The organism is Microvirga sp. 3-52 (assembly GCF_018383585.1).
Classification (GTDB): Bacteria; Pseudomonadota; Alphaproteobacteria; order Rhizobiales; family Beijerinckiaceae; genus Microvirga.
On record NZ_JAHAMK010000027.1, the window covers coordinates 23,612 to 39,448 of the forward strand.

The following is a 15,837-nucleotide window of genomic DNA, read 5'->3' on the forward strand; positions in this document are numbered from 1 at the left end:
GCGTTGAAGCGTCGTCAGTCCGATGCTTCCGACTTGGCGATCTCGGCCTCGACCTCCGCCGGATCCAGATCGTAGAAGCGCGAGCAGAACTCGCAGGTGATGCCGATGCGGCCGTTATCACCGACCATGTCGTGGCGATCCTGCGGAGAGAAGCGGCGCATCATGCCCATGATGCGTTCATGCGAGCAGGTGCATTCCTCATGCACGTGCTGGCCCTCGAAGACGCGCACGCCCCGCTCGTGGAACAGGCGATAGAGAAGCGTCTCGCTGGAGACGGTCGGATCGACCAGCTCGTGATCCTCGACCGTGCCGACCAGGGATTTCGCTTCGAGCCAGGCATCGTCCTCCGACGACGACGCGAGATCGTTCGAGGGGTGTCCCTCCGGGATGTCGCCCGGATGCAGATCGGCCTGCCGAAGGCGCTCCGATGAGGATGGCAGGAACTGGATCATCAGGCCGCCGGCGCGATAGGTGTGACGGCCATCCTCGAACTGCTCGGCCACGGCCAGACGCACCTGCGTCGGGATCTGCTCGGACTGGCGGAAATACTGGTGGGCCGCCTCCTCGAAACCCTGCCCTTCCAGGGCGACGACGCCCTGGTAGCGGCTGCGCTCGGAGCCCTGATCGATGGTCATGGCAAGATAGCCCGAGCCGAGGAGCTCGCCCGTTCCCGGCGAGGTCTGGCCGAGAGCCTCGAGCTTGTCCTTGTCGAAGCGGGCCGTGGCGCGCAGGCGATCCGGTGCGTTGAAATCGACCACCACCATGTCGATGATGCCGTCGGTCTTGGTCTGCAGCTGGAAGCGTCCCTCGAGCTTGAGGGACGCACCGAGCATGACCGTCAATGCGGCCGCCTCGCCGATGACGCGGGCCACCATGTCGGGATAGCCGTGCCGGGCCAGGATCGTGTCGATGGAGGCCCCGAGACGCACCACGCGCCCACGCACGTCGAGAGGTTCGACTGCGAACGGCAGAACGACGTCGTCGTTTCCTTCAAGCGAAGCTGAACTCATGCGCTTGCTGCTCCGAGGCACCACGCCAGGATGCCCTTTTGTGCGTGAAGCCGGTTTTCGGCCTCGTCGAAGACCACCGATTGCGGACCATCCATCACCTCGTCAGTCACCTCTTCGCCGCGATGGGCAGGAAGGCAGTGCATGAAGACGGCGTCCTTGTCGGCCACGCCCATGAGCCTGCCGTTGACCTGATAGGGTTTGAGCAGATTCTGGCGGCGGAACTCGTCGTCGTCACCCATGGACACCCAGCAATCGGTGATGACCGCATGGGCGCCCTCGGCGGCCTCGTACGCATCGGTGGTCACGCTGATCTTGGCCCCTTCCTGTTTCGCCCAGGACAAAAGCTCCGGGCGCGGGGCAAGTTCCGGCGGCGATGCGATCTTCAGCGTGAAATCGAGACGCGCCGCCGCGTGAACCCAGGAGGCGAGCACGTTGTTGGCGTCGCCTGTCCAGGCGACGGTCCGGCCTTCGATGGAGCCGCGATGCTCCTCGTAGGTCATGATGTCGGCCATGATCTGGCACGGATGCGTCACCTTGGTGAGGCCGTTGATCACCGGGATCGAGGCGTACTGGGCGAGTTCCGTCACCATGGCATGATCGAGGGTGCGGATCATGATGGCGTCCACGTAGCGCGAGAGGACGCGCGCCGTATCGGCGATGCTCTCGCCGCGACCGAGCTGCATCTCCTTGCCCGTCAGCATCAGGGTCTCGCCGCCAAGTTCGCGCATGCCGACATCGAAGGAGACGCGGGTACGGGTCGAGGGCTTGTCGAAGACCATCGCCAGGACCTTGCCTTCGAGCGGCCGATCCTTGGCCTTCTCGCCGCGGCGGCGCTTCGACTTGATCTCCAGGCCGATATTCAGGAGGTGCCGGATCTCCGCGCCGGAAAAGTCGCTGAGATCGAGGAAATGGCGGGTCTTCATTGAACGGCTCCCGGCGGAACGGCGGTTTTCTGCTTAGCTTCGATGGCCGCGCAGGCGGCGTCCAGACGGTCGATGGCCTCTCCGAGATCGGCCTCCGAGATGATCAGCGGCGGCAGAAGCCGGACGACATTGTCGCCGGCTCCGATCACGATGAGCTTCTGGTCGCGCGCGGCGCTGACGAAGTCCGTGTTGGGCACGACGGTGCGCAGGCCCATGATGAGCCCCTGTCCCCGTACCTCGGCGATGACGTTCGGATGGCGGTCCTTCAGCTCGGCGAGGCGCTGCGTGAGCAGCAGGCCCTTGCGTTCGACGCTCTCCAGGAAGCCGGGCTCCAGGATCACGTCGAGCACGGCGTTGCCGACCGCCATGGCCAGCGGATTGCCCCCGAAGGTCGTGCCGTGAGTGCCGAGGGTCAAGCCCTTGCCGGCCTCCGCCGTGGCAAGGCACGCGCCCATCGGGAAGCCGCCGCCGATGCCCTTTGCCACGGTCATGATGTCGGGCGTCACACCGCTCCATTCATAGGCAAAGAGCTTGCCCGTACGGCCGACGCCGGTCTGGATCTCGTCGAAGATCAGGAGCAGTCCCTGGCTGTCGCACAGGGCGCGCAGCTCGCGCAGGAAGGCGTTCGAAACGGACCGGACGCCGCCTTCGCCCTGGATCGGCTCGATCATCAGGGCCGCCGTGTGGGGGCCGATGACGGCTTTCAGGGCCTCCAGATCCTCAGGCGGAACCTGATCGAAGCCCTGCACCTTGGGGCCGAAGCCTTCCAGATACTTGGCCTGCCCGCCGGCCGCGATGGTGCCGAGCGTGCGGCCGTGGAAGGCACCCTCGAAGGTGACGATGTGGAAGCGCTCGGGATTGCCGTTCACGTAATGATAGCGTCGCGCCATCTTGATCGCGGCTTCGTTGGCCTCGGCGCCGGAATTGGCGAAAAAGACGAAATCCGCGAAGGTGCTGTCGACGAGGCGCTGGGCAAGGCGCTCGCCTTCCGGGATCTGGAACAGATTGGAGCTGTGCCAGATCTTGGAGGCCTGCTCGGTCAGGGCCTTGACCAGATGCGGATGGGCGTGGCCCAGGGCGTTCACGGCGATGCCGGCTCCGAAATCGAGATATCGCTCGCCATCTCGGCCGTAGAGCCAGGGGCCCTCCCCCTTCTCGAAGGAAAGCTCGGCACGGGCAAAAGTCGGCAGCAATGGCGATGTCACGGGTGGTCTCCGCCTCAAGAGAGGCCCAAGGTCGCACCCGGGCCCGAAAAAGAAAGCGCCGCCCCAACAAGGGGCGGCACGGAGAGGGATTCTAACGAGGTGCGAGACCCTGTCAATTCAAGAGAAATGAAGTCATTCATCACAAGGAATTTTTGCCGATTCAGGGGCACGGGCGAGTTCCTTGGGGAAAACGACAGGGCCTGTCCGGGGACTCTTGCGCCGGAGTCCACCCATCCTGTACCTTCGGGGCAGTCGAGTACAGCATTCGTGCCACGGCATTCACCCTCAGGAGCGGCCCTCGCAACGCGGTCGGACATCAAAACCCTGTCCGCGAGGCATCCGGGATTCTGAGCTTGAAGCCGGTCACGATGGAGGAAAGTTTAAAAATGATGGATGCGGGCGGAACTTGGACGGACGAGCGGGTCGAGCTTCTCAAGAAGCTCTGGACCGATGGTTTGAGCGCGAGCCAGATCGCCGCCGAGCTTGGCAACGTGACCCGCAATGCGGTGATCGGCAAGGTTCACCGCCTCGGCCTCTCCGGCCGCGCCAAGGATGCGAAGCCCGCCGCCTCGGCCGCCGCCCGCCCGCGCAAGGCGACCCGCGCCCCGAGCGCGCCGGCTCCGATTGCGCCCCAGCAGCACAACAACAACGTGGTCATGGCTCCGATCGCCCTGCAGCCCGTGGCCGAGGAGCCGGTGGCGTTCGCCGACGACGACATCGCCATTCCCATGTCCGAGCGCGTGACCATCATGGATCTGCGCGAGTCCATGTGCCGCTGGCCCATGGGCGACCCGACCAAGCCGGAGTTCCGCTTCTGCGGCGCCCGCTCCATCACGGGCCTGCCCTATTGCACCCATCATGCGCGCATCGCCTACCAGCCGGTGGCCGACCGCAAGCGCGAGCGCAAGCTTGCCCGCGCTTAAGAACTATTCTCGATAAGAAGGCCGCGCTGATCGTGTTCAGCGCGGCCTTTTTGCTTTCCCCTTTCACGTCATCACCGGCCTTGTGCCGGTGATCCCGATGGATCGGAGCGCGGCGCTCTTCCGATCGGGATGGCCGGGACCGATCCCCGGATCAAGTCCGGGGACGGCCATGACGGGGAGAATTGAGGTATCAGAGCGCACCCTGCGGATCCGGGGAGACGCNCGGGACCGATCCCCGGATCAAGTCCGGGGACGGCCATGACGGGGAGAATTGAGGTATCAGAGCGCACCCTGCGGATCCGGGGAGACGCGCCCTATGATGCCTCAGGCGCTCACGGCCGGCTCCTCGCGGGCGAAGGTCTCGTCGAAGGAATAGCCGGCGCCGCGCACGGTGCGGATGGGATCGGGACGGCGCGGCAGGCTGATCGCCTTGCGCAGGCGGCCCACATGCACGTCCACGGTGCGCTCGTCGATATAGACGTCGTGGCCCCAGACAGCGTTGAGCAGGTGCTCGCGGCTGTAGACGCGACCGGGGCTCTGCATCAGGAATTCCAGCAGGCGGAACTCCGTCGGCCCGAGATGGAGTTCCTGGCCGGCGCGGCGCACGCGATGGGTCTCGCGGTCGAGCTCGATGTCGCCGGCTCTGAGAAGCGTTGCGATATGCGTCGGCTTCGCCCGCCGCAGGAGCGCACGGACCCGGGCCAGGAGTTCCGGCACGGAGAACGGCTTGACGATGTAATCGTCCGCACCGGTGGACAGGCCGCGGATGCGATCGCCCTCCTCGCCCCGCGCCGTGAGCATGATCACCGGCAGGCGCTCGGTTTCGGTCCGGGCGCGGATGCGCCGGCAGAGTTCGATCCCGGACAGCCCGGGCAGCATCCAGTCGAGCAGCACGATGTCCGGCACCTGCTCCCGCAACCGGATCTCCGCCTCGTCACCACGCGATACGCTGTCGACCTCGTAGCCTTCGGCCTCGAGGTTGTAGCGCAGGAGCAGCATCAAGGGCTCTTCGTCCTCGACGATCAGAACGCGAGGTCCCATGGTCAGGCTCCGGGGCCGATTGTCGTGTCGATGGAGCGGTCGTTCTTGGGCCGGTCGATGGCCAGCGTCTCGCCCGTGACCAGGTAGTGAACGGTCTCGGCGATGTTGGTGGTATGGTCGCCGATGCGCTCGATGTTCTTGGCGCAGAACAGGAGATGCGTGCAGAACGAGATGTTGCGCGGATCTTCCATCATGTAGGTCAGGAGCTCCCGGAACAGGGAGGTGTAGAGCGCGTCGATGGCGCCGTCCCGCTTCCAGACATCGAGCGCCTTCGCCGTGTCCTTTTGCGAATAGGCATCGAGCACATCCTTGAGCTGCCCGAGCACCAGATCGTTCATGTGGCGGAGCCCGACGACGATCTTGTGCGGCTGGAAATCGTCGCCGATGGCAACCGCGCGCTTGGCGATGTTCTTCGCCAGATCACCGATGCGCTCCACGTCGCCGGCGATGCGGATGGCCGAGATGGTCTCGCGCAGGTCGACGGCCAGCGGCTGGCGCCGGGCGATGGTGAGAATGGCGCTCTCCTCGACCTCGCGATGCAGGACGTCGAGACGGGGATCCGAGGCGATCACCGTCTGGGCCAGAGGCTTGTCGTGACGGGCCAGCGCGTCAACGGAATCCACCAGCATCTTCTCGGCAATGCCACCCATCTCGGCAATGCGCTGCCTGAGCCCTTGGAGGTCGGCGTCGTAGGAGCGGACGATATGCTCTGACATGGAAGTCCCCCTTGGACCGCTTCGATCAGCCGAAGCGGCCCGTGATGTAATCCTGAGTTTGTTTCTTGGTCGGGTTCATGAACATCTTGGTCGTGGGCCCGAACTCCACGAGTTCGCCGAGATACATGAACGCCGTGAACTGGGAGATGCGCGCCGCCTGCTGCATGTTGTGCGTGACGATCACGATCGTGAACTCGGAGCGCAGCTGCTCGATCAGCTCCTCGATTTTGCCGGTGGAGATCGGGTCGAGCGCCGAGGTCGGCTCGTCGAGCAGGATCACCTCCGGCCGCTGAGCGATGGTGCGCGCGATGCACAGGCGCTGCTGCTGGCCGCCCGACAGGCTCATGCCCGATTGGCGCAGCTTGTCCTTCGCCTCGTCCCACAGGGCCGCCTTGCGCAGCGCTTCCTCGATGCGCCCGTCGAGCTCGGATTTCGGCAGCCGCTCGTAGAGTTTGATGCCGAAGGCGATGTTGTCGTAGATCGACATGGGAAACGGCGTCGGCTTCTGGAACACCATGCCGACACGGGCGCGAAGCTCGTTCACGTCGATGGAGGGCGAGAGCACGTTCTGCCCGTCGAGCAGGATCTGACCATCGGCGCGCTGCTCGGGATACAGGCTGTAGATGCGGTTGAAGGTGCGCAGCAGCGTCGACTTCCCGCAGCCGGACGGGCCGATCAGGGCCGTGACCTGCCGGTCGTAGAAGTCGAGCGAGATGTCCTTCAGGCTGCGGAAATCGCCGTAGTAGAAATTGAGGTTCCTGACGGCGATGCGCACCGGCGCGCCGGCATCCGCAGCGGCGGCATTTCCGATGGCGCTGCTTGTGTTGAGGGCAATCGTGCTCATCGGACTTTATCCTTCCTCAGGAGCAGGCGCGCCACGACGGACAGCGCCAGGATCGACATGGTGATGATGAGGGCGCCGGCCCAGGCGAGTTCGCGCCAGTTCTCATAAGGCGACAGGGCGAACTGGTAGATCATGACCGGCAGGTTCGAGACGCCGCCCATCAGGGTCGGGTTGAACCAGAAATTGTTGTTGAGTGCCGTGAAGAGCAGGGGTGCCGTCTCGCCGGCGATGCGAGCGGTCGCAAGCAGGACGCCGGTGACCATGCCGGCGCGGGCTGCCTTCCAGCTGATCTTGATGATCACCGTCGACATGGGTGCGCCGAGCGCCGCTCCGGCTTCGCGCAGCGAGCCCGGCACGAGGCGCAGCATATCCTCGGTGGTCCGCACGATGACGGGAACGGCGATGATTGCGAGGGCCACGCCGCCGGCCCAGCCCGAATAGCCCCCCATGGGCTGCACCATGAGCATGTAGACGAAGAGGCCGATGAGGATGCTGGGTGCGGCGAGCAGGATGTCGTTCACGAAGCGGATGACCTCGGCAAGCTTCGAGCTCTTGCCGTACTCGGCCAGGTAGGTGCCGGCCAGCACGCCGACGGGCGTGGCCACGACGATGCCGAGGACCGTCAGGATCAGGCTGCCGACAAGGGCGTTGGCGATGCCCCCGCCCTGGCTTCCGGGGCCCGGCGTCGTCTCGGTGAAGACCGCAGGCGAGAGGCCGCCGATGCCCTCGACCAGCAGCATCAGCAGGATCCAGCCGAGCACGGTGGCGCCGAGAATCGTGAACAGGGTGCAGACGATCTTGAGCGCGCGGTCGGCCACATGGCGGCTGCGGCGCACCCGTCCCCAGGGAGCCGGGGCGGGCGTCGACCTTGCAGGCGCGCGGGTCTGGAGAGCGGTATCCATCGTCATTCTCCTACCCGACCTTCACACGCGCCACCAACAGGCGGGCGAGCACGAGAACGGTGAACGTGACCAGGAACAGGATGCATCCGAGAGCCATCAGCGCATTGAGCTGCAGGCCGATGGCCTCGTTGAACTCGTTGGCGATGCGTGACGCGATGGTGGAGCCCGGATCGAACAGTGAGCCCGACAGCCGGTTGGCGTTGCCGACCACGAAGGTCACGGCCATCGTCTCGCCGAGCGCGCGTCCGAGACCGAGCATGACCGCCCCGATGATGCTGACGCCGGCCTGCGGCAGGAGCACGTTGCGCACCACCTCCCAGGTGGTGCAGCCGATGCCGTAGGCGCTCTCGCGCAGCACGGACGGGATCTGATCGAGGATGTCGCGCGCAATCGAGGCGATGAAGGGAATGATCATGATCGCCAGGATGATGCCGGCTGTCAGAATGCCGACGCCGGAGGGTGTGCGCGCATAAAGGATGGTGCCGACGATGGGCATGCCCTCGACGATGTTGGACACGGGGATCTGCACGTAGTTCGCGAAGAGCGGCGCGAAGACGAAGAGGCCCCACATGCCGTAGATGATGCTGGGCACGGCGGCGAGGAGTTCGATGGTGGTCGCCACCGGACGCTTGAGCCAGGGCGGGCAGAGTTGGGTGAGAAAGATCGCAATCCCGAGGGACAGGGGAACGCCGATCACGAGGGCGATCAAAGCCGTCGACAGGGTGCCGACGATGGCAACCCACGCACCATACTGATCCTCGTTGACGTTCCAGACGCTCGACGTGATGAAGCCGAAGCCGAATTCGCGGAAGGCCGGCAGGCCGCCGTAGATCATGGCGCCGATGATGCCGAGAAGCACGATCAGCACCAGGAGGGCCGATCCAAGGCTCGAGAGACGAAAGAGCCGGTCGAAGCTCGGAGGGGTGGATCGGCGAGCGGGAGCATCCGCGCTCGACACGAGACGTTCTTGCGAGAGAGCTACCATTCGCCGATCCGCTTTGTTGTTCAATCGATCGAGATCAGATTACTGCGTGAAGACCGCTTGGCCCGAAGCGTTCTTGATCTCGCTCGCCCAGGTGGCGCGAACCTGATCCTTCAGCTTGCTCGGAAGCGGCACGTAGTCGAGCTCGACGGCCATCTTGTCGCCGTTCTTGAAGGACCAGTCGAAGAACTTCAGGGCCTCGGCCACCTGCTCGGGCTTCTCGGGGGTCTTGGGCACGAGGATGAAGGTCGGAGCCGTGATCGGCCAGGCCTCGTCGCCGGGCTGGTTCGTCAGCGAGATGCCGTAGCCTGGAGCAGACTTCCAGTCGGCGTTGGCAGCGGCGGCCTGGAAAGTCTTGGCCTCCGGCGACACGAACTTGCCGTTCTTGTTCTGCAACTGAGCGAACGGGATGCTGTTCTGCTTGGCATAGGCGTATTCGACATAGCCGATGGAGTTCGGCACCTGCTTCACGAGAGCGGCGACGCCCTCGTTGCCCTTACCGCCCTGACCGACCGGCCACTGCACGGAAGAACCGGCGCCCGGGCCGCTCTTCCAGCCTTCCGAGACCTGGGACAGGTAGGTGGTGAACACGCTGGTGGTGCCCGATCCGTCGGAGCGGTAGACCGGGGTAATCGACGCGTTGGGAAGGGTCACGCCCTGGTTCGCCTGTGCGATCTTGGGGTCGTTCCACTTGGAGATCTTGCCGTTGAAGATGTCGGCCAGAACCTCGCCCGTCAGCTTGAGCTGACCAGCGCCTTGGACATTGTAGACGGCCACCACGCCGCCCATCACGGCCGGAAACTGAACGAAGCCGTCCTTCTGGAGATCCTCGCCCTTGAGGGGAGCATCGGTCGCGCCGAAATCGACGGTCTTGGCCCGGATCTGGCGGATGCCGCCGCTGGAGCCGATCGACTGATAGTTCATGCGGTTCCCGGTTTCCTTGTTGTAGGCCTCGGCCCACTTGGCGTAGATCGGGAACGGGAACGTCGCGCCTGCGCCGGTAATGTCAGCAGCAGTTGCCGTGGTCGTAAGGCTCGCGACGGCAAGGCCGGCCGCAATGGCGTAGGACAAAATCTTCACGGTAAGTCTCCTGTTCATAAGCGCGACAGGCGGCTTCGAAGCCTTGGGCCGTGTCTCGCGATGGGACAGCTAGGCCCGACGGATGTCTCCTCTACGACAGTTGGATGACAATTAAATGACACCCCAAAAGGATCCCTTGGGAGGGGTGGAACCTTCACGTCATGGCCGGGCTTGTCCCGGCCATCTCGACAAGGTGAGGCTCGGCGCTTCTTGGATCGGGATCACCGGCACGAGGCCGGTGATGACGTCGCGGGTGTCATCACCGCCACACCTCTCCCTCTCCCGCCCGGGAGGGGAATTCCGTAGCCCCTACGGGCGAGGCCCCGCTTCCGGGAACCGCACCGTGAATCGGGCGCCCTGCCCCGCCTCGCTGGTAATGTCGAGATGACCGCGGTGGCGGTTGACGATGTGCTTGACGATGGCCAGCCCGAGGCCCGTTCCGCCCTTGCCCCGGCTCTGCACGACATCGACCCGGTAGAACCGCTCGGTCAGGCGCGGCAGGTGCTCCGGGGCGATGCCGGGACCGTAATCCTGCACGAAGAACGCAACCTGCGGCACCGGCCCCTCAATATGGGCGACCTCCACATCCACCTTTCCGCCGCTCTCGCCGTATTTCACGGCGTTCTCGATCAGGTTCTCGGCCACCCGCAGAAGCTCGTCCCGGTCGCCGAGCACGAGGCTGGGCCGATCCGGAAGGGTGGCCTTGATGACCACCCCCCGTTCCTTGGCCAGAGGCGAGAGAGTCTCGACCATCTGGGAGGCGATGGTGGCGAGATCGACCGTCTGCGTGGGCGAGAGGTGAGCGCGCATCTCGATGCGCGACAAGGACAGAAGATCGTCGATCAGGCGCTTCATGCGCTGCGCCTGCCCCTTCATGATGTCGAGGAAGCGCTCTCTCGCCCTGACATCGTCGCGCGCCGGGCCCTGCAGGGTCTCGATGAAGCCGAGAAGCGAGGCCAGCGGCGTGCGCAGCTCGTGGCTCGCATTGGCGACGAAGTCGGCCCGCATGGCCTCGAGCCGCCGGGCCGAGGTGAGATCGCGGAAGAACAGGACGACGCCCGCTTGGACTTCCGCATCCGCAACATCGGATTGGAGAGGGCCGATATGGACCTCGAAGGTCCGCTCAGTCGGAATCCGCTCGGAATATTCGACCTTCATGGGCTCACCCGTCTCCAGCACCTCCTGGATGCCGTCGAGCACGTACGGGGTGCGTAAGGCAAAGGACAGGGGATGGCTCGTCTTCAGCCCGGCCAGGAGATCGTAGGCGGCCCTGTTGGCCTCGATCACCACGGAACGCTGGTTTACCAGAATGACGGGATCGGGGATCTGGGCCAGAACCGCTTCGGCGACGCTGGAGCGGGGATTTGCCTTCGGCAGCGACGTGATCCTGGTTCCGAGCCCGAGGTTGCGCTTGGGTCCCGCGACGAGAAAGCCCGCGAGAATGGCCACGGCGGCCCAGAACAGAAGCCACGCATCCCCATGACCCCGCACCAGCGCAACGGCGACCAGCACGAAACAGGTCACGACGGTCCCGCGCAAAGCGGCGTCACGGACCAGGGTGGCACTCTGACGGCCAGGGTCCGGCGTGAGGTCGTCGGGATCGCTCATGGCGGGACTGCTTATGGGAGGAGATGTCTCGAGGGCGCTGCCTGCCTTCTTTAGGCGAGGCAAGCTCGGGTGTCATCTCCCGCCAAGCTCGGCCTCGGTCGCGACATCGCCGTCATCCGGCTTGAAGGCCAGTCGGGCGGACCGGATGCGGTTGCGGATCTCGTACGCGCCGAGAATGGCCAGGGCGATGACGAAAGGAACGAGGTAATAGCAGAGGCGGTAGAGGAGCAGCGCTCCGAGGACCGGTTCGCGGGGGTAGTTGGACAAAGCCAGGAGAATCGTGGCTTCGAAGACCCCGAGCCCTCCCGGCGCATGGCTCGCCACGCCCAGCATGACGGCGAAGATATAGACGGCCAGGAAGGTCTCGAAGCTGAGATTGTGCCCTCCCGGCAGAAGCACGAAAAGGACACCGGCACCGGCACACACGTCGCCTGCCCCGATCATGATCTGAGCCAGCGACAGGCGAAAGCCCGGCAGTTCCAGCTTCCAGCCCTGGATTTTCACGGCCCGGCGCTTGATCGAGACCCAGATCATGTAGCCGACGACGAAGCCGGCGGCACCCAGGCCGACCAGCTGGTTCATCCAGATATGGGTATAGACCAGGCTCGCCAGCTCGTCGGCCTTGCTGATCAGGCTCCAGGCAAGGACGAGGGCCATGCCAAGCCAGAAGGTCACCCCGGCGATCACGGTGAGGCTCGCCACACGCCCCGGGCTGACGCCCTTGGGGGAGTAGATCCAGTAGCGCACCGTGCCCGCCGTCAGCAGGGGGAACCCCAGCGTGAAGCTCACCGCATAGCTCGTGAAGGAGGCGAGAGCGGTGGTACGGTAGGGGATCTGCAGCTTGAGTTGCCGCAGGGCGATGGCATCGTAGCAGGTCAGCAGACTGTAGCTGATGGCGGTGAAGAGCACCGCCAAGCCGATCTGGCGCAGGCTCGCCGCCGTGAAAGCGGATTTCAGTTCATTGACATCGATTTCAGATACGATGTGCCAGAGAACTACCAGCGAAGCCCCGAACAGGAGGATGCTCGCCGCCATCCCGATCCAGGCGAACCGGCGGGAGCGGCGCTCCTTCGGATGAAGGGCTTCGGCAGAGGACATCTCCGGCGGAGACACCGGACGGGGGCTCATATCATTCATGAAAACGGTCAATCAGCCTCAGCGTGGGAGTGATCGCATCGGGGTCCGAGGGCTGTCCTGCATCTATGCGCTGGCAGGAGGAACCGCCAGACATCGCCGGCCTTTTAATGGTTTCGTATGCCTGGCGCTACTCTTTCGCCTGAGAAATCGCCGCTGGTGTCCGATGTGGGTTGTCAGCCTCGAAAAAGGCCTACAACAATGCTTCCTTTGCCATCGGAGACTTGGCTGCAGGAGCGGCCCCGGGAGTTTTGAGTGGATTTCAAGGAAACAGAAACGCAATTTGCTGTTCTGGCGGAGTCTCTGCCTCAACTTGTCTGGTCATCCCGTCCCGATGGATCTGTTGATTATGTGAATCGCCGGTGGCGCGAGTTTACGGGGATTCCAGGCGATCAGTTCCTTGGAACCGGGTGGGAAGCAGCGGTTCATCCCGACGATCTTCCCCAGGTTCGAGAGCATTGGACCCGGTCCCTTGAAACCGGACAGGCCTATGAATGGGAGTACCGGGTTAAAGCCTCGACCGGGGGATACCAATGGTTTCTCAGCCGGGCCATTCCGATCCAGGATCTGTCAGGAAAAATCACCCGATGGTTCGGTACGAGCACGAACATCAACGCGCAGAAAATGGCAGAAGAAGCCCTGCGCATGCTCGAAAGCCAGTACCGGCTAGCCCTTGAGGCCGCCAATCTCGGGACTTGGCAGATCGATCTGGAAAACAACCTGATCACCTGGGACGAGGGTTCATGTGCTCTCTACCACATTCCTCATAACGGGTTGTACAGCCTCACCCTCGAGGAAGCCTGGGCGATGATCCATCCAGAAGATCTGGAAGGGGTCAAAGGGCGGATTGCAGCGGCCGCCGCTCCCGAATCCGATGGCAAGTACGACAGCCAGTACCGTGCCATTCTGCCTGATGGGAAGCTCCGCTGGTTCCGCTCGCACGGACAGGCGCTTTATACGAATGAGGGCGGCGTCCATCGCGTCATCAGCCTTTATGGCGTCGTCAGCGACATCACGGAGCGCCATGCGCTGGAAGAGGGTCAGAAGCTTCTGACGCGAGAACTCAACCATCGCGTGAAGAACCTGTTCGCCATCGCCAACGGCATGGTTTCGATGACCGCCCGGACGGCCAAAGATACCAAGGATATGGCCAATGCCCTGCGCGGGCGCCTGAGCGCCCTGTCACGGGCGCATGAACTGGTTCAGCCTGCCTCAGCGAGCGAGATGGGCGAGGGCCCCGATGTGGAATTCGCCCGGCTGATCGAAGCCGTCCTCGAGCCCTATCGACAGGCCGGCCAAAACAAGATCGCCATCGAAGGACCAAGCGTTCTCGTCGGGTCCAACACGACGACGAGCCTTGCCCTCGTCCTGCACGAATTGGCCACCAACGCCGCTAAATACGGCTGTTTGTCATGCGCGGAGGGCGAGCTTGTCATTCGGTGGGCCATCCAGGATGAGAACGTCGATTTGCTCTGGACCGAGAGTGGCGGTCCATCCATCGAGAGCCCCCCGACCTTTGAAGGGTTCGGCACCCAGCTGTCGCAGCGGAGCATCGCCGGGCAACTCGGTGGAGCTCTTGAGCGCGAGTGGAGAACGGAAGGCTTGCGCGTGCGCATGATTCTACCGCTCAACCGCCTGAGCGCCTGAGCGATCATGACCGTCTATCGCCGCGTCCTGGTCCTGGGCGGAGCACGCTCCGGAAAAAGCCGTACCGCCCTGCAATTGGCCGAGAGCGCATCGTCCGAGCGAATCTACATCGCGACTGCCCAGGCCTTCGACGATGAGATGCGCGAGCGCATCACGCAGCACCAAGCCGAGCGCGACGGTTCCTGGCGAACAGTGGATGCTCCGCTGGATCTCGCACAAGCGGTTCAGGCGCAGACGGCTCCTGGAAAAGCCGTTCTGGTCGATTGCCTGACGCTCTGGCTCTCCAACATCGTCCTGGCCGAGCATGATCTGGCCCGTGCGGCGGGCCGGCTGGTTGAGACGGTACGGGATGCACGAGGCCCGCTCATCCTGGTCTCGAACGAGGTCGGACAGGGCATCGTGCCCTCGACACCCTTGGGGCGGAGGTTCCGGGACGAGCAGGGCCGCCTCAATCAACGGATTGCAGAGGCGTGCGATGCGGTCGTCTTCGTCGCGGCGGGCTGCCCGATCCTCCTCAAGCCGGCCCCTCCCCTGCAACTGCGGCTGGGATAGGCTTGTCCCGATCAGCGCACCTTGGCCCTAACCGTGTTGCTCAACATGTTGATCGCGACAGGCGTCGAGGGCCCTCCGCAGATCGTAAGCCGACGAGGCAGCGCCAGGCGCCGCTCTGGGGGTACGGCCTCTGCAAGGGCCGGGTGCGCGAAGAGCGCCGTACCGCTGTCGACCGCCCGGCTTGAAGCCGCATCGACGAGCATGAAATCCGGCGGCACCGTGACGATGGATTCGAGGCGCGCGACCCCGCCTTGGTCTAGTCCCAAAGCCTCCTGATGCAGCCTGAAGCCCATGTGAACCAGGATCTCGCTGAGCGGTGAATGGGGGGCCAGGACCCAGCCGCCTCGTTCATAAACCAGGATGCTGCGCCTGTCTGGGACGATCCCCCTCCCCCGCTCCAGGGCCGCATCGATCCGGGTGATCAGAGCCTCGCCGCGATCTGGATGTCCCAGCCTACGGGCCAGGGCGCGAATTTGCCCACGCCCATCCTCAAGGCCCGCCCAGGGCCCGAGGGGCAGCACCTCCAGCCCCTGCCGTCGCAGAAGAGCGATCTGCTCCTGCTGGCCATAGGTGCCCGTCAGTACGAGGTCCGGCCTCTCGAACAGGATCGTTTCGGCACTTCCGTCATTCATGGGCAGCCCGGCGACCTGATGGGCTAGAAACGAGATCGAGTCGTCCTGGGCGAGACGGCTCAAGGATAGGATCTGCCCGCGATCGGCGAGAGCCAGAAGAAGCTGATCGGTACAGAGGTTGAGAGACGCAACCCGCGACGGCCTGGGCTGGGCCTGCGCCGCCCCGGCGATGAAAGCCGCCAGGCACGCGAGCAGAACCAACGCTGCATGGCAACCGGCGTGTCGGTGGAGCATCATAGTGCTTTCGGTCTGCGGCCCGCACTTTCTTTATCACCGGGGAATGGAATTGGGAGAGGCAACAACCCACTCTGGGGCCCGCCCGGCATGGAATACCGCCCTCCCGAAGGATCGCTTGAGTTGATGGCGCAACCGGAGTTTCAGCTCGTCCGGACATCTTTCCGATCAAAGATCGTAGTATTACGTTGCGATACCTCAATAAAGCAGGCTATTTCCGCCTCATCAAATCGTATTATTAACCCTGCGTCATCTCGTCGTCAGTCATAAGCGTTACAGGTTAAGAGTTTCCTTGAGAAACAAGGCCTCTTTGAAGATGAACATCTATCAATAAACAAGCGCGAATGGTCGCACCCTGGAACATAATCGAAATTTTAACGCCAAGCTGACCTATTCTGGACATA

The 15,837-nt window shown here is 64.0% G+C and carries 15 protein-coding genes; 3 read left to right on the forward strand and 12 right to left on the reverse strand.

The window, feature by feature from the left end; all coding sequences use genetic code 11:
• Window positions 1-14 precede the first annotated feature (14 nt).
• From KHP60_RS18345 to KHP60_RS18355, 3 genes are read right to left on the reverse strand one after another with little or no spacing between them, the layout of a single operon-like run.
• The gene (locus KHP60_RS18345) at window positions 15-1,010 is read right to left on the reverse strand and encodes an Hsp33 family molecular chaperone (RefSeq protein ID WP_213565769.1); all 996 of its coding nucleotides are present in this window, start codon (window positions 1,008-1,010) and stop codon (window positions 15-17) included.
• Window positions 1,007-1,933 carry an ornithine carbamoyltransferase gene (gene argF / locus KHP60_RS18350; protein ID WP_213565770.1) on the reverse strand — a complete coding sequence of 309 codons (927 nt, stop codon included), beginning with the start codon at window positions 1,931-1,933 and terminating at the stop codon, window positions 1,007-1,009. The genes KHP60_RS18345 and argF overlap by 4 nt, the downstream gene beginning before the upstream one ends.
• The gene (locus tag KHP60_RS18355; RefSeq protein WP_213565771.1) at window positions 1,930-3,138 is read right to left on the reverse strand and encodes an aspartate aminotransferase family protein; all 1,209 of its coding nucleotides are present in this window, start codon (window positions 3,136-3,138) and stop codon (window positions 1,930-1,932) included. The genes argF and KHP60_RS18355 overlap by 4 nt, the downstream gene beginning before the upstream one ends.
• Window positions 3,139-3,524: 386 nt before the next feature.
• Here KHP60_RS18355 and KHP60_RS18360 point away from each other — a divergent pair, with 386 nt between their 5' ends.
• Window positions 3,525-4,061, forward strand: coding sequence for a GcrA family cell cycle regulator (locus KHP60_RS18360; RefSeq protein WP_213565772.1), 537 nt, complete (start codon window positions 3,525-3,527; stop codon window positions 4,059-4,061).
• Between the two features lie 324 nt (window positions 4,062-4,385).
• Here KHP60_RS18360 and phoB read toward each other — a convergent pair whose 3' ends face one another.
• The 8 genes from phoB to KHP60_RS18400 all read right to left on the reverse strand — a co-directional run bounded on the left by phoB (window position 4,386) and on the right by KHP60_RS18400 (window position 12,371).
• Entirely contained in the window at window positions 4,386-5,102 is a 717-nt protein-coding gene (gene phoB, locus KHP60_RS18365; protein ID WP_213565773.1) for a phosphate regulon transcriptional regulator PhoB, read from the reverse strand.
• A 2-nt stretch (window positions 5,103-5,104) separates the two neighbouring features.
• On the reverse strand, window positions 5,105-5,818 hold the full coding sequence (gene phoU / locus KHP60_RS18370) for a phosphate signaling complex protein PhoU (RefSeq protein ID WP_213565774.1): 714 nt from the start codon (window positions 5,816-5,818) through the stop codon (window positions 5,105-5,107).
• A 25-nt stretch (window positions 5,819-5,843) separates the two neighbouring features.
• The gene (gene pstB / locus KHP60_RS18375) at window positions 5,844-6,662 is read right to left on the reverse strand and encodes a phosphate ABC transporter ATP-binding protein PstB (protein WP_213565775.1); all 819 of its coding nucleotides are present in this window, start codon (window positions 6,660-6,662) and stop codon (window positions 5,844-5,846) included.
• Window positions 6,659-7,564, reverse strand: coding sequence for a phosphate ABC transporter permease PstA (pstA, locus tag KHP60_RS18380; protein WP_213565776.1), 906 nt, complete (start codon window positions 7,562-7,564; stop codon window positions 6,659-6,661). Before pstA ends, pstB begins: the two co-directional genes overlap by 4 nt.
• Window positions 7,565-7,574: 10 nt before the next feature.
• A complete protein-coding gene (gene pstC, locus KHP60_RS18385; protein WP_213565777.1) occupies window positions 7,575-8,549 on the reverse strand; it encodes a phosphate ABC transporter permease subunit PstC in 975 nt (324 codons plus the stop codon).
• Window positions 8,550-8,588: 39 nt separating this feature from the next.
• Window positions 8,589-9,626 (reverse strand): phosphate ABC transporter substrate-binding protein PstS, encoded by a 1,038-nt coding sequence (pstS, locus tag KHP60_RS18390; protein ID WP_213565778.1) that lies wholly within the window; start codon window positions 9,624-9,626, stop codon window positions 8,589-8,591.
• 309 nt (window positions 9,627-9,935) lie between these two features.
• Window positions 9,936-11,234: an ATP-binding protein gene (locus KHP60_RS18395; RefSeq protein WP_213565779.1), complete on the reverse strand. Its 1,299-nt coding sequence runs from the start codon at window positions 11,232-11,234 to the stop codon at window positions 9,936-9,938.
• A 72-nt stretch (window positions 11,235-11,306) separates the two neighbouring features.
• Complete coding sequence (locus tag KHP60_RS18400; protein ID WP_213565780.1) at window positions 11,307-12,371, reverse strand: lysylphosphatidylglycerol synthase domain-containing protein; 1,065 nt, start codon at window positions 12,369-12,371, stop codon at window positions 11,307-11,309.
• 252 nt (window positions 12,372-12,623) lie between these two features.
• Between KHP60_RS18400 and KHP60_RS18405 the strand changes: the two genes are divergently transcribed.
• Both KHP60_RS18405 and cobU read left to right on the forward strand, forming a co-directional pair.
• Window positions 12,624-14,015 carry a sensor histidine kinase gene (locus KHP60_RS18405; RefSeq protein ID WP_213565781.1) on the forward strand — a complete coding sequence of 464 codons (1,392 nt, stop codon included), beginning with the start codon at window positions 12,624-12,626 and terminating at the stop codon, window positions 14,013-14,015.
• Window positions 14,016-14,021: 6 nt separating this feature from the next.
• Window positions 14,022-14,567: a bifunctional adenosylcobinamide kinase/adenosylcobinamide-phosphate guanylyltransferase gene (gene cobU, locus KHP60_RS18410; protein WP_213565782.1), complete on the forward strand. Its 546-nt coding sequence runs from the start codon at window positions 14,022-14,024 to the stop codon at window positions 14,565-14,567.
• 11 nt (window positions 14,568-14,578) lie between these two features.
• Here the strand turns inward: cobU and KHP60_RS18415 are convergent, their stop codons facing one another.
• On the reverse strand, window positions 14,579-15,436 hold the full coding sequence (locus KHP60_RS18415; RefSeq protein ID WP_213565783.1) for an ABC transporter substrate-binding protein: 858 nt from the start codon (window positions 15,434-15,436) through the stop codon (window positions 14,579-14,581).
• Between the last annotated feature and the right edge of the window lie 401 nt (window positions 15,437-15,837).

What these genes read in the sequence shown, in the direction of transcription:
- KHP60_RS18345 (WP_213565769.1), bottom strand. Translation starts at nt 1,010, where the DNA reads ATGAGTTCAGCTTCGCTTGAAGGAAACGACGACGTCGTTCTGCCGTTC.
- phoB (WP_213565773.1), bottom strand. Translation starts at nt 5,102, where the DNA reads ATGGGACCTCGCGTTCTGATCGTCGAGGACGAAGAGCCCTTGATGCTG.
- phoU (WP_213565774.1), bottom strand. Translation starts at nt 5,818, where the DNA reads ATGTCAGAGCATATCGTCCGCTCCTACGACGCCGACCTCCAAGGGCTC.
- KHP60_RS18395 (WP_213565779.1), bottom strand. Translation starts at nt 11,234, where the DNA reads ATGAGCGATCCCGACGACCTCACGCCGGACCCTGGCCGTCAGAGTGCC.
- pstA (WP_213565776.1), bottom strand. Translation starts at nt 7,564, where the DNA reads ATGGATACCGCTCTCCAGACCCGCGCGCCTGCAAGGTCGACGCCCGCC.
- KHP60_RS18360 (WP_213565772.1), top strand. Translation starts at nt 3,525, where the DNA reads ATGATGGATGCGGGCGGAACTTGGACGGACGAGCGGGTCGAGCTTCTC.
- pstC (WP_213565777.1), bottom strand. Translation starts at nt 8,549, where the DNA reads ATGGTAGCTCTCTCGCAAGAACGTCTCGTGTCGAGCGCGGATGCTCCC.
- pstB (WP_213565775.1), bottom strand. Translation starts at nt 6,662, where the DNA reads ATGAGCACGATTGCCCTCAACACAAGCAGCGCCATCGGAAATGCCGCC.
- cobU (WP_213565782.1), top strand. Translation starts at nt 14,022, where the DNA reads ATGACCGTCTATCGCCGCGTCCTGGTCCTGGGCGGAGCACGCTCCGGA.
- argF (WP_213565770.1), bottom strand. Translation starts at nt 1,933, where the DNA reads ATGAAGACCCGCCATTTCCTCGATCTCAGCGACTTTTCCGGCGCGGAG.
- KHP60_RS18400 (WP_213565780.1), bottom strand. Translation starts at nt 12,371, where the DNA reads ATGAATGATATGAGCCCCCGTCCGGTGTCTCCGCCGGAGATGTCCTCT.
- KHP60_RS18415 (WP_213565783.1), bottom strand. Translation starts at nt 15,436, where the DNA reads ATGATGCTCCACCGACACGCCGGTTGCCATGCAGCGTTGGTTCTGCTC.